Genomic DNA, 12938 nt, shown 5'->3' on the forward strand with positions numbered 1-12938 from the left:
GGCCGCAGGTCTTGCAGCACACCCTTCGCGGGCGCCGGCGCGTAACCACCGGCGCGCTCGCGCTTGCGTTGCTGCTGGCGCTCCGCCCGGCGGCCGCCGGGGAGGGATCGCCTGCCGGTGAGGCGGGCTCCGTGCTGCCGTTCGCGATCGCCCCCCAGCCCATGGCCACCGCCCTGCTCGCCTGGGGCAAGCAGGCTAACGTGCAGGTGCTGACCGCGTCGGGCGCCGTGGCCAACTGGCGTTCCGCGGGCGCCAGCGGTTTCCTGACCCCGGACGCCGCGCTGGATGAACTGCTCGAAGGCACCGACCTGGAGCGCGAGGCCTACGACTCGCACACGGTGGTGGTCCGCCAGCGGCAGCAGGCAGGCAATGCCGTGCCCGCGCCGGCCGACCCCTACATCGCCTTCGATCCGCATAGCGTCACGCCGCTGGCCACCGTGGATGTCCGCGGCATCCTTGCCGATGATGGTTTCAAGGCCGATACGTCGCGCACGGCGACGCGCACCGAAACCAACCTCACCGACGTGCCGCAGTCGATCAGCGTCGTCACGCGCGAGGTGATCGCATCGCAACAAGCCGTGAGCATCGGCGACGTCGCCCGTTACGTCGCAGGCGTGCAGTACGTCGACGGCTACGGTGGTTCGCCGCTGTTCCTCATCCGCGGCTTCGATGCGGGCAACGGGATGACCGACGGCATGCCCAACGGCATCGCGCGTACCGATGATCTGCCGCCGCTGATCGGTATCGAGCGCGTGGAAGTGCTGCGCGGCCCGGAAGCGATCCTCGGCGACGCGTCGCAGAACAACAACTTCGGTGGCTCCATCAATGTCGTGATGAAGCGTCCGCAGGTGCAGACGGTGCGCACGCTCACGTGGTCACTGGGTGAGTACGACGGCGCGCGCGCCGGCCTCGATCTTGGCGGCAAGGCATCGGACGATGGCGCGTGGACCTACCGTCTCGTTGCCGCCGGCCAGGCGGGCGAACGCACACCGCAGGTCCATGGCAACGGACGCGGCACGTACCTCGCGCCGTCGCTGGCGTGGCAGGGTGCCGACACGCGCATCATGGGCGGCCTCGAATACGTCGACAACCGCGTGCCGGGCCCCGAACACACCGTACTGCTGGGCGCCTCGCTATCGACGGCGTCGCCTTACCGCGACCTGCCCGACACGCCGGATGACCATTCAACGTATCGCACGACACGCGCGGTATTTGAGTTCGACCACGCGTTCAACGACGACTGGAGCTTCCACAGCCAGGGCCAGTACGTGCGCCAGCGCAGCGATGGCCGGAACTGGTCATACGTGGCTGGTGGCTATAGCGGCTTCCTGCTCCCGGTGTCGCGAACCTTCCGCTACCAGGGCAGCTACTGGACCTGGCAGAACGACCTGCGCACCACCTTCAGCCACGGCGAAACGACGCACACCGTCCTGCTCGGCTTCGACGTCGCGCGCACGCATGCCGGCGACAGTGGTGGCGGCAGTACGGTCGAGACGCTGGAATCGGCGGACATCGATCGCAACGCGCAGATCGTGACTACGCCGATCGCGTTCAACCTGGAAACGGGTGCGCGCATGTCGGGCAAGTTCGGATCGCTCGTGGCGCCCGTGACCACGGTGCAGAACCTCGGCGGCTCCTGGCAGACCAACGCAGGGCTTTACCTGCAGGACCAGATCGCGCTCGGCGAGCGTTGGAACATCCTCGCCGCCGTGCGTCGGACCACCTACCAGCTGGACACGCATTGGGAAGATGGCCTGCCGCGGCGCCAGCGCAAATCGCGCTGGGTGCCGAAGCTTGGCGTGGTTTACAAACTCACGCCGACCGTCGCGCTGTATGCCGACACGGCCGTGGGTTTCCAGCCGGATCCGTTGCTAGGCAAGGATGGCCAGCCGCTGCCCGCCGTCACCTCGCGGCAGGTGGAACTCGGCGGCAAGTTCGATCTGTTCGACCAGCGGGCACGGCTCACCGCGGCGCTTTACCGGATCCATGTCGACCACAGCGTCGACCTGGTCTCGCCCGAGCCGCCCTACTTCGCGACGCCCGGTCCCGGCCAGACCAACCGCGGCCTCGAGCTCGAGTTCAGCGGCAACATCGCGCGCGGCTTCGACGTGCTTGCCAGCCTGACGGAAGCGCGCATCCACAACCAGGATGACACGCGCCCCATCGGTACGCCGAAGCACCAGGCCGCGGTATGGGCGAGCTATCGCTTCGGCCAGGGGCCCGTGCAACCGTGGGGCGTGGCGGCGGGTATCCTCGCCCGCAGCCGCAGCCTGGGCCGCACCAGTGGCGAAGGCAGGTACTTCGGCATTCCCGGCCAGGCGAGCGTGGAGACCAACGTCTCGCGCTATGGCGAACACTGGCGGGTCACCCTCGGGGTGAAGAACCTCTTCGCCCGCACGCTGTACGCCGTGAACTTCGATGACACGTTCGTACCGATCCGGCAGGGCCGTACCGTGCTGCTCACGGGCTCCTACGATTTCTGAAACGCCTTGAGCACGACCTCGCACGCCTCGCGACGGAACGCGTCGCGCGCGGGCCGGCCGGTGGGCAAACCCTGCACCGGAACGTCATAGCAGCCGTGGTTGCCCGCGACGCCGCCGTGGCGACGCCAGAAGCGGTCGTACGCCGCCGGGGTCACCCCTTCACGCCGGTCCAGCGGATGGCTCGCCGCCGACACACCGCGGATGCGCGTGAAGCCGTGGTGGGCCGCGATCGTACGCACCAGCGCAAGAAGGAGTTCACGCGGATGCAGGCCACCCGTGGCGCGGGTGAAACGCGCGATCGCCGCGCGACCCAGGTAGGCCCACGAGCCACGCATCGACCCGACCAGCACGCCCTCGATCCCGGCAAAGGTCAGGGCGCACGACGAGATCACTTCCTTGTCGCCGTTCAACAGGAACAGGCCGAGCTCACCGCATGGGGCGTGCTCGGGTGCGCGGGCGTGCACATAGGCCACTTCGCCACCACCGAGCGGCAACGTCGCTAGCCGTACGTCCTGCCCCTTGAGCAGGCGCAGGCGCAGGCGTTCGGGGAAGGCCCGCGCGATGAAGCGATAGTGGGCCTCGATCAGGCGGGCGCGGTCAGCCAGGTCGAAGCGACGCGAGATGTAATGCGGCTGCGAGCGCTCGTAGAGCGCCGGATTCAGCTCCGCGGCGGCGCGCATCTCGCGCGAGGACCCGACCAGGCGCAACCAGGCAGCCTGGCGCGGCAGCGCACGCAGGGTCCGCCACAGGCGGCTGGCGCGGTTACCGGTGGGTGGAAAGCGGTGGCGCTGCGCCGCGCGGCGGCGCAGATGTTCCAGCATGAGGCGCAGGCCGCCCGGATGGGTCGCGGGTGGCGACCAGCCGAGGGGCAAGTCGTGGAGCGTGCGGCTGGGGGCGATACGAGGCTGCATCACCCCTAGACGTGCGGGGGACCCAAATTTGAAACGTACCCGCTTAGCGGCGCTTGCGCTGGTCGCGCCAGACCACCCACGCACCGACCAGGGTCAGCAGCGCGAGGGCGTACCAGGTCAACGCGTACTGCAGGTGGTTGTCCGGGAACGCGATGACCGTCAGGCCCCCGACCGGCGCATCGCTGCCATCCGTGCGGCCCGGCGCCGACGCGGCGTCGGCGTCGATGAAATAGGGCGCCGCGTCCGCCAGCCCGGCCGACGCCAGGATCGCCGGGACATCACGGGAGAACCAGCGGCCACCGGCCGGGTCGTTCTTCTGCAGGAACGCGCCCTTGGGCTCGCTCATGCGGAGCAGGCCCGTGACGGTGGTATGGCCCACCGGCCCGGTGGGGCACGTGGCCTTGCCACCGCACCACGCGGGGGTCACGAACCCGCGGTTCACCAGCACCACCTCGCCGTTATCGCGGCGCAAGGGCGTCATCAGCCACGAGCCCAGGCCAAGCTCCGTGCTGGCGCGGACGCGCACGCTCTTGTCCTGCAGGAACGTGCCGGCGAGCTTTACGCTGCGGTATTCATCGCCTTCCGCGGACACCTGCGGCCACTGGCCACGGCCCGGGGCATCCACCGGTGGCGCATGCACGCGCGCGTCGACCCGCGCGATCAGCTCGTGCTTCCACGCACGCCGGTGCACCTGCCAGGTACCGAGTGCCACGAAGGCGGCAAACAGCAGCACCCCGAAGAACGCGAGCAGGCCCAGAACGAAGACGCCGCGCGGAGGGCGCGGCGTCTCGTGGTTTTTGGTGACCGGTGCGCTCAAGGCAGGTTCTTCACCTGCTGGCTCATGTCGTGCGACATGCCCGGCATCATGTTGGCGTTCATATGGAACATGACCCAGATCGAACCCGATAGGGTGATGACCACAAGTACCAGCGTGAAGATCAGCGCCAGCATGTTCCAGCCACCCTGCGACTTCGTATCCATGTGCAGGAAGTAGATCATGTGCACCACGATCTGGATGGCGGCGAAGGCCAGGAGCACCACCGAGATGGTGCGGGTATCCGGGATGACCTTGCCCATCACCAGCCAGAACGGGATGGCGGTGAGCACCACCGCCAGGAAGAACCCGAGCAGGTAGCCGCCGAGGGTGCTGTGGCTGACGACTTCGTCGTCGTGGTGGTCGTGATCGTGGTGATCGTGCGATTCAGCGTGCGCGCTCACGGCAGCACTCCCATCAGGTAAACGAAGGTGAAGACACCGATCCAGACCACGTCGAGGAAGTGCCAGAACATGGACAGGCACATGATGCGGCGCTTGTTCGCGGCGGTCAGGCCGAAGCGGCCGACCTGCACCAGCAACGTGATCAGCCACACGATACCGAAGGTGACGTGCAGGCCGTGGGTGCCGACCAGGGTGAAGAACGACGACAGGAACGCGCTGCGCTGCGGGCCCGCGCCTTCATGGATCAGGTGCGCGAACTCGTACAGCTCGATGCCGAGGAACGCCAGGCCGAACAGGCCGGTGATGATGAGCCAGGCCATCATCGTGCCGCGGCGGTTCTTCTGCATCTCCAGCACGGCAAAGCCGTAGGTGATCGAAGAGAGCAGCAGCATGGTGGTGTTGAGCGCCACCAGCGGCAGTTCGAACAGGTCCGCACCCGAGGGGCCGCCGGCGTAGCTGCGGCCCAGCACGCCGTAAACGGCGAACAGGCAGGCGAAGATGAGGCAGTCACTCATCAGGTAGATCCAGAACCCGAGCAGGGTTCCGTTCTCCGGATGGTGGTCCTTCGTCATCCAGAACTCGGTCTGGGTCTCCGCGACGGCCGCGGACGGGGTAGCGTGCATATCAGACATGGGCGGCAAGCTCTTCCGTACGGGCGATCTCGGTACGCTCCACCACGTCGGCGGGGATGTAGTAGTCGCGCTTGTAGTTGAACGTGTGCGTGATCGCGCTCACCAGGATGCCGAGGAACGACAGGCCGGCGATCAGGAACATGTGCCAGATCATCGCGAAGCCGAACACGAAGGCGAACGCGGCGATGATGAAGCCGGCGGCCGTGTTCTTCGGCATGTGGATCGGCAGGTAGCCTTCCGTGCGACGGGTGTGGTTGCGCTCCTTCATGTCCCACCAGGCATCCGCCTCGTGGATGATCGGGGTGAACGCGAAGTTGTATTCCGGCGGCGGCGAAGAGGTCGCCCACTCCAGCGTGCGGCCATGCCACGGGTCGCCGGTGACGTCGCGCAGCTTTTCCTTGTTCTTGATGCTGACGAAGATCTGCACGAGGAACGAGCCGATGCCCAGGGCGATCAGCACGGCGCCGAGCGCGGCGATCTGGAACCAGATCTGCAGCGACGGATCCTCGAAGTGGTTCATGCGGCGGGTGACGCCCATGAAGCCCAGCACGTACAGCGGCATGAAGGCGACATAGAAGCCGACCAGCCAGAACCAGAACGAGCACTTGCCCCAGAACGGATCCAGGCGGAAGCCGAAGGCCTTCGGGAACCAGTAGTTGATGCCGGCGAACAGGCCGAAGATGACGCCGCCGATGATCACGTTATGGAAATGCGCGATCAGGAACAGGCTGTTGTGCAGCAGGAAGTCGGCCGGGGGCACCGCCAGCATCACGCCGGTCATGCCACCGATGACGAAGGTGACCATGAAGCCCACGGTCCACAGCATCGGCACGTCGAACTGGATGCGGCCACGGTACATCGTGAACAGCCAGTTGAAGATCTTCGCGCCCGTCGGGATCGAGATGATCATCGTGGTGATGCCGAAGAACGAGTTGACGCTCGCGCCGGACCCCATGGTGAAGAAGTGGTGCAGCCACACCAGGTACGACAGCACGGTGATCACGACCGTGGCGTACACCATGGAGGCGTAGCCGAACAGGCGCTTCTGGCTGAAGGTGGAGACCACTTCCGAGAACACGCCGAACACCGGCAGCACCAGGATGTAGACCTCGGGGTGGCCCCAGATCCAGATCAGGTTCACGTACATCATGGCGTTGCCGCCAAAGTCGTTCGTGAAGAAGTTGGTGCCTGCGTAGCGGTCGAGCGCCAGCAGCACCAGCACGGCCGTCAGGACCGGGAAGGCGGCGACGATCAGCACGTTGGTGCAGAGCGAGGTCCAGGTGAAGACGGGCATCTTCATCATGGTCATGCCCGGCGCGCGCATCTTCACGATGGTCGCGATCAGGTTGATGCCCGACAGGGTGGTTCCCACACCGGCCACCTGTAGTGACCATATGTAGTAGTCGACACCGACATCGGGGCTCTGCGCCAGGCCGGAGAGCGGCGGGTAGGCCAGCCAGCCGGTGCGGGCGAACTCACCCACGAACAGCGAGGCCATCACCAGCAGCGCGCCGGATACCGTCATCCAGAAGCTGAAGTTGTTGAGGAACGGGAACGCCACGTCGCGCGCGCCGATCTGCAGCGGCACCACGTAGTTCATCAGGCCCGTCACCAGCGGCATCGCCACGAAGAAGATCATGATCACGCCGTGGGCGGTGAAGATCTGGTCGTAGTGGTGCGGCGGCAGGAAGCCGGGGTTGCCGTTGAAGGCGATGGCCTGCTGGGCACGCATCATCAGCGCATCGGCGAAGCCACGCAGCAGCATGACGATGCCGAGCACCATGTACATGATGCCGATCTTCTTGTGATCGATGCTGGTGAACCACTCTTTCCAGAGGTAGCCCCACAGCTTGTACTTGGTGATCACCGCCAGCAGGGCGATGCCACCCACCAGCACGCCAGCGAACGTGGCGAGCAGGATGGGCTCGTGGTAGGGGATCGCCTCGAGGGTGAGGCGTCCGAAGATCAGTTGGACTAGATCAGGCGTTTTCATACCGGACTCGGCAAGCGTAATTCTTGGGGGGCGGCCGCTTAGAGCGGGCGTCCGGCGGGCGTCATGGCTTCACCACCGGCGCCGCGGGCAGCGCACAGGGCGCCCACGTAGCGGCGGTCGTCGTCTTTCAGGCCAAGGCGCGTGCGGGTGGCGGCATCCAGCGAGGTCACGTTGTACGTGCCTACGATGCCCTGCCCGCCGGCCTTGTCCAGCGCCATCATGTCGCCGGTGCACATGCGGTTGGCCTCGACGCAACGGTTGAGGATGCGCTGGTACAGGCCTTCCGCCACCGTGCCGTAGTAATGGACCGGCTCGCGCTCGCTGGGCTGTTCCAGCTTCAGGTAGTCGTCGCGCTCGAGCGAACCGCCGCTGGCCTTGGCCTTGGCCACCCATGCGTCGAACTCACCCTGCGGCAGGCTGTGGAAGCGGAAGCGCATGTCCGAGAAGCCGGCGCCGCTGTAGTTCGCCGAGATACCCTCGAAGTCGCCGGTCTTGTTCATCACGGCGTTGAGCTTGGTCTCCATGCCCGGCATGGCGTAGATCATGCCGGCCAGGCTGGGGACGAAGAAGGCATTCATCACGTTGGAGGCCGTGATGTGGAATTCGATCGGGCGGTCGACCGGGGCGGCCATCTCGTTGACCGTGGCGATGCCCTGCTCCGGGTAGAGGAACAGCCACTTCCAGTCCAGCGCCACGACCTCGACCACCAGCGGCTTGACGCCGGCGGCGACCGGGCGGCCCTGGCCGATCTCATCGAGCGGACGGTACGGGTCCAGCTTGTGGGTGCTGGTCCAGGTGATCGCGCCCAGGGCGATGATGATCATCAGGGGGGCCGACCAGACCACCAGCTCCAGCACCGTGGAGTGGTTCCAGTCCGGGTCGTAATCCTTCTCGGCCGCCTTGCTACCGGCGCGGTACTTCCATGCGAACAGCAGGATGAGGAAGATGACCGGGACGATGATGATCAACATCAGCACCACGGAGATGAAGATCAGGTCCCGCTGCTGCCGGGCGATATCGCCGGAAGGGGAGAAAAGAACGGCGTCGCAGCCTGACAAAAGCAGGGCCAGGGCGGGGATCAGCAATCCGCGCAACATCTTCATGGACATTCGCATGTGGGAGCTACCGTGGGGACCCGAAAAAATACGCCGAAATTCACGTCAGGACCATAGGACACTTTGTCCCATGGGATCCAAGCCATGTGCCCCCGCCGGGGGTATGCTGTACCCAAAGCACTAGGAAGGGAGTTGTCGATGTCGAGCATTTCACACGCCCCTCACAACGCCGCTGAGGTCGCCGAGCGCGATGTCCGGCGCCAGCACCAGGCAAGCCACGCGGCCGTGGCGCCCAACGAGATCGCCGTGGGCGTGGTGATCGGCCGGGCCTCTGAATACTTTGACTTTTTCACCTATGGCCTCGCCTCGGTGCTGGTCTTCCCGACGGTCTTCTTTCCCTTCCTGAGCCAGGTCGACGGGATCCTGCTGGCCTTCACGATCTTCTCGTTCGCCTTCATCGCCCGCCCCTTCGGTACCACGCTTTTCATGGCGATCCAGAGGAATTTCGGCAGGAGCACCAAGCTGACGGCCTCGCTGTTCCTGCTGGGCACGTCGACGGTCTGCATTGCCTTCCTCCCGGCGAACCACAGCCACGGCTACACCGTCATCTTCATCCTCGGCCTGCTTCGGTTCTTGCAGGGCATTGCGCTGGGCGGCTCCTGGGATGGCCTGCCCTCCCTGCTGGCGCTCAACGCCCCGAAGAACCGCCGCGGCTGGTTCGCCATGCTCGGCCAGCTGGGCGCCCCGGTCGGCTTCCTGATCGCCGGCTCGCTGTTCCTCTTCCTCAATACCCAGCTCTCCCATGAGGATTTCATGGACTGGGGCTGGCGCTACCCGTTCTTCGTGGCCTTCGCCATCAACGTGGTTGCCCTGTTTGCCCGCCTGCGCCTGGTCGTCACCGAGGAGTACACCCAGGCCATGGAGGAGTGGGTGCTCGAGCCGATCGGCACGATCGACCTGATCCACGCCCAGGGCTACAACCTGTTCATCGGCGCCTTCGCCGCCCTGGCCAGCTATGCCCTGTTCCACCTGGTGACCGTGTTCCCGCTCAGCTGGATCGCGATCAACCATTCGCAGAGCATCAATAACGTATTGACCGTGCAGATCATTGGCGCGCTGGTCGCGGTGCTGGCCACCGTCGCCTCGGGCGTCATCGCCGACAAGGTCGGCCGGCGCAATACGCTGGGCACCATGGCCATCCTGATCGGCCTGTTCGCGGTGGCGACCCCGTTCCTGCTCAATGGCGGCCGCTTCGCCCAGGATACGTTCCTGGTGGTGGGCTTCGCCCTGCTTGGCCTCTCGTACGGTCAGGCGGCCGGTACCGTCACGGCCAACTTCGAGAAGCGCTTCCGCTATACCGGCGCGGCCCTGACCACGGACTTCGCCTGGCTGATCGGCGCGGCGTTCGCCCCACTGGTCGCCCTGGGCCTGTCGCAGCGCTTCGGCCTCGTGGCCGTCAGCGCCTACCTGCTCTCGGGCGTGCTCTGCACCCTGCTGGCCCTGCGCATCAATAAGTCGCTGGAGGCGCCGCGGCCGAAGCCGGCGGCGTAACCTGCTGAATGAAAAGGCCCCCGCACATTGCGGGGGCCTTTTTTGTGGGCGAACGGCGTGGACGTTAACGCGACGCCCTTAGGGCGCCACGGGGTACGGTCCGTGTTCGAACACCTCGTCGTGGTAGCCCTTGGCGCCGATGGCCAGGGCCATGGGGCTGCGGAATTCCTCGCCGCGGCGCAGGCAGTCGAGCACGAAGGCGAAATCGCGTTTTGGCCGCCAGCCCAGTTCATCGACCGCCCGGCGGCTGTCGTAGACCCGATCCAGGGAAGGCAGCAGCTTCCAGTCTCGTTCGGCGTACAGCCGGTCCACGTCGGGGAACAGCCGGCGCACTACCGATGGCGCGCCGGCGCGCAGCATCGCGGCGTCCTCGCGGGTGAACGGCGGTGGGGCTGAGATCACGTAGCGGCCGAACTGCCGGCTGGGCGCCTGCTCCAGCGCCAGAAGGTGGGCCCCGACGATGTCTTCGATGTCGGCGCGGCGGTAGAGCAGTTCGTTCGCCTGCATGTTCTGCGTGCTGTACTCGGCACGAACGCCGGCGTTGTCATCGTCTTCCGGGAAGAAGCGCGACGTTCGCAGCACCAGCACCGGCAGGCCATCCTTGCGGGCCACCAGTTCGCACATGCCTTCGGCGGCGATCTTGGTCGCGCCGTAGATGTTCTTCGGGATTGGCGCGACGTCCTCGTCGATCCAGGCGGCGGGCTGGCCCAGGGCCGGCGACAGGGCGGCCCCGAACGCGCTGGTGGTGCTGGTGAAGACGAACGCCTTCACCCCATGGGCCACCGCCGCCTCGAGTAGCGCGACCGTGCCGGCCACGTTCGTATCGACGAACTGCCGCTTGCTATGCGTGGCCACGTGCGGCTTGTGCAGCGTGGCGCTGTGGATCACGCCGGTGACGCCGGCCATGGCGTCGCTTACGAACGCTTCGTCGGCGATCGACCCGACGAGATCGGTATGGGCCGACGGCTTGATGTCGATCCCGCGAACGTCGCGGCCCTCCGCCCGGAGCTGGCGGACCAGCGCCTCGCCGAGGTGACCCGCGCTACCGGTGACCAGGATCATCGCGTCACCACACCAGGTCGTCGGGAACGACGAACTGCTTGTAGAAATCGTCGTCGTCATCGTCCGGCGGCAGCGGGTCGCCTTCCTTGCGGCCGTGGTCCAGCGCGATCAGGTCCGGCGCGCGGGCATGGATCTTGTCGGCCGCCAGGCGCGGGATCAGTTCGAAGCCCTCGCCGTGGCGGGCGATGGCCAGCGTGCCCGCCGCGAGCTGGGCGCGCTGGGCGTCACTGACGAGGATGCTGGTGATCTTTTCGCCATCGTTGAAGCGATACGGCACATCGCCGTCGCGCTTTACCTTCATGACCTCGACGATCTGCCGCACCTGCGCACGAATTTCCTTGGCCTTCGCCTCGGCATTGCGCTCGGCGGCCAGCGCACGATCACGCTCGGCCCGCTCGGCCTGGAGCTGGCGGGCGTCGATCTTTTCTTCGGCAGGCGCGGCGGGCGCCTTGCCCTGGCGCTGCTTGGCCTGGTCGCGGACGATCTTGGCGGCCTTGTCCTTTTTGACAAGGCCGGCCTTGAGGAGCTGTTCCTGGAGGGGGTTGCGCATGGCGGCGTACCACGATGAAGCGGGAAAGACCCCTGATCATAGCGCCGTCAGCGGTATTCGACGTCCACCCGCACGCCGCGCTCGAAGGTCCCGGCGCCGGCCGGGCCACCGGCTTCCCTCAGGCGCACGGCGAAGTCGTAACGCTCGCCCGTGCCCAGTGCGGGTAGTGCCAACGGTTCGCCCGGGCGAACGGTGGCATGTGCGGCATCGCCGATTTCGAGGGCCACATGCTCGGGCCCGCCCTGGGGCAGCGAAAACCACGCCGGATGACCGGGCATGGCATCGCCGGGAACACCGAAGGTGATGTTCGCAAACAGCCCATCGGGGTCGCTGCAGCGCGCCACGCGCAGGTGGAACGCCGTCCATGGGGTCGCCCGGTCGATCGGATCGAAGTGGGCGGTCGAGTAAGGCGGCAGCTCGACACGTTGCCTGAGGTCATCCTCAGCAATCGAGCAAGCAGGCCGTGTCAGCGTCAGTTCGTAGATCATCATGGAGCGAAAGCGGACGAAACCACCGCTTCCGTCCTCGACATCCGTGTACGCCACGGGGCCGGTATCCACCATCCCGAACTGGACATCATCGGCGGTGCGGAAGATCTCGTAGTAAAGCGCATCGCCATCGCCGCGAATGACCTGGTCCGCACCGGTGTTGTGCGGAATGTCGAACGGGAAGTTGCGCTCCACGGCACCGTCCTGCTCGATGAAACGCAAACGCACGCCGAGGCCCGACTTCGTGCCACCGACCTTAAGGACCCGGAAATCCTCGCCACCCTCCGAGGCATACATCCCCCGGAATCGCGGCGTCCCTGCATCGCATCTCAGCAGTTCGACGCCTTCGCCCGCGACCGTCCCCTTGCGGACGACTTCACCGGGCGGGATCTCGCGGCTGACCTCGAGGAACGCGGATTGGCTGATCTGGAAATTCGCGTGGTTAAGCAAATGGCAACCGGCCGCCGCGGGCAGTGACCACACGAGGCTGAGGACCCCACCGGCAAGCAGGGCATAGCGTGCGCGTACGTTCATCCAAGCTCCCTGAATCAACTCATCAATCAATGAAATTCGACGTCCACCTTCACCGGACGCGTGAACCGGCCCGCCTGTACGGTGCCGTTGGCTTCGCGCATGCGTGCGAAGAAGTCAAAACGTTCGCCAGTAGCCAGCGCAGGTAACTCGATCGCTTCGCCGGGCTTGATGTTCTGCTTATCGCGGTTGCCCAGCTCCAGGCCGACGTTGATGGGCCCACTAAGCGAGAACAGGTCCTTCTGCGGGCCATAGCCATCACTGCCCTGGCCGAAGACGAAACGGGCAATCATCCCCTTCGGATCCTTGCAGTCCGCCACGCCGATATGGAACGATACACGTAGCGCGTTGCGTTCATGACGACACTCGCGCTGCCCGGCACCGCCAACGCGAGCGCAAAGACGCCCGTACACGCCCGCAGGGCGCGAAGCATTCGGTTCATGAGAAATCCTGGAAGACGGCCG

General features: G+C 66.1%; 12 protein-coding genes. 2 read left to right on the plus strand and 10 right to left on the minus strand.

From position 1 onward, the window contains the following. Nucleotides 1–11: 11 nt before the first annotated feature. Nucleotides 12–2483 carry a TonB-dependent siderophore receptor gene (locus tag ACZ6YI_RS13220; RefSeq protein ID WP_465779067.1) on the plus strand — a complete coding sequence of 824 codons (2472 nt, stop codon included), beginning with the start codon at nucleotides 12–14 and terminating at the stop codon, nucleotides 2481–2483. Here the strand turns inward: ACZ6YI_RS13220 and ACZ6YI_RS13225 are convergent. The 6 genes from ACZ6YI_RS13225 to cyoA are packed head-to-tail and all read right to left on the minus strand — an operon-like array spanning nucleotide 2471 to nucleotide 8352. Further along, a complete protein-coding gene (locus ACZ6YI_RS13225) occupies nucleotides 2471–3394 on the minus strand; it encodes a DUF535 family protein (RefSeq protein WP_465779068.1) in 924 nt (307 codons plus the stop codon). The two genes, ACZ6YI_RS13220 and ACZ6YI_RS13225, sit on opposite strands and share 13 nt — an antisense overlap. Nucleotides 3395–3437: 43 nt before the next feature. After that, nucleotides 3438–4211: an SURF1 family protein gene (locus tag ACZ6YI_RS13230; RefSeq protein WP_465779069.1), complete on the minus strand. Its 774-nt coding sequence runs from the start codon at nucleotides 4209–4211 to the stop codon at nucleotides 3438–3440. Next, nucleotides 4208–4612, minus strand: coding sequence for a cytochrome o ubiquinol oxidase subunit IV (gene cyoD / locus ACZ6YI_RS13235; protein WP_247331163.1), 405 nt, complete (start codon nucleotides 4610–4612; stop codon nucleotides 4208–4210). Before cyoD ends, ACZ6YI_RS13230 begins: the two co-directional genes overlap by 4 nt. Beyond that, on the minus strand, nucleotides 4609–5235 hold the full coding sequence (gene cyoC / locus ACZ6YI_RS13240) for a cytochrome o ubiquinol oxidase subunit III (RefSeq protein ID WP_465779094.1): 627 nt from the start codon (nucleotides 5233–5235) through the stop codon (nucleotides 4609–4611). The genes cyoD and cyoC overlap by 4 nt, the downstream gene beginning before the upstream one ends. Nucleotide 5236: 1 nt before the next feature. Then, nucleotides 5237–7237, minus strand: a complete 2001-nt coding sequence (gene cyoB, locus ACZ6YI_RS13245; protein ID WP_465779070.1) for a cytochrome o ubiquinol oxidase subunit I — start codon at nucleotides 7235–7237, stop codon at nucleotides 5237–5239. A 38-nt stretch (nucleotides 7238–7275) separates the two neighbouring features. After that, nucleotides 7276–8352 (minus strand): ubiquinol oxidase subunit II, encoded by a 1077-nt coding sequence (cyoA, locus tag ACZ6YI_RS13250; protein WP_465779071.1) that lies wholly within the window; start codon nucleotides 8350–8352, stop codon nucleotides 7276–7278. 138 nt (nucleotides 8353–8490) lie between these two features. Here cyoA and ACZ6YI_RS13255 point away from each other — a divergent pair, with 138 nt between their 5' ends. Continuing rightward, nucleotides 8491–9843, plus strand: a complete 1353-nt coding sequence (locus ACZ6YI_RS13255; RefSeq protein WP_465779072.1) for an MFS transporter — start codon at nucleotides 8491–8493, stop codon at nucleotides 9841–9843. A gap of 78 nt (nucleotides 9844–9921) precedes the next feature. Here ACZ6YI_RS13255 and ACZ6YI_RS13260 read toward each other — a convergent pair whose 3' ends face one another. From ACZ6YI_RS13260 to ACZ6YI_RS13275, 4 genes are read right to left on the minus strand one after another with little or no spacing between them, the layout of a single operon-like run. After that, complete coding sequence (locus ACZ6YI_RS13260; protein WP_465779073.1) at nucleotides 9922–10965, minus strand: NAD-dependent epimerase/dehydratase family protein; 1044 nt, start codon at nucleotides 10963–10965, stop codon at nucleotides 9922–9924. Continuing rightward, complete coding sequence (locus tag ACZ6YI_RS13265; protein WP_440328290.1) at nucleotides 10910–11455, minus strand: DUF2058 domain-containing protein; 546 nt, start codon at nucleotides 11453–11455, stop codon at nucleotides 10910–10912. Before ACZ6YI_RS13265 ends, ACZ6YI_RS13260 begins: the two co-directional genes overlap by 56 nt. A 47-nt stretch (nucleotides 11456–11502) precedes the next feature. Next, nucleotides 11503–12477: a fimbrial protein gene (locus ACZ6YI_RS13270; RefSeq protein ID WP_465779074.1), complete on the minus strand. Its 975-nt coding sequence runs from the start codon at nucleotides 12475–12477 to the stop codon at nucleotides 11503–11505. Nucleotides 12478–12503: 26 nt separating this feature from the next. After that, the gene (locus ACZ6YI_RS13275) at nucleotides 12504–12767 is read right to left on the minus strand and encodes a hypothetical protein (RefSeq protein ID WP_465779075.1); all 264 of its coding nucleotides are present in this window, start codon (nucleotides 12765–12767) and stop codon (nucleotides 12504–12506) included. Between the last annotated feature and the right edge of the window lie 171 nt (nucleotides 12768–12938).

This window comes from Luteibacter sp. NPDC104163 (assembly GCF_055584245.1).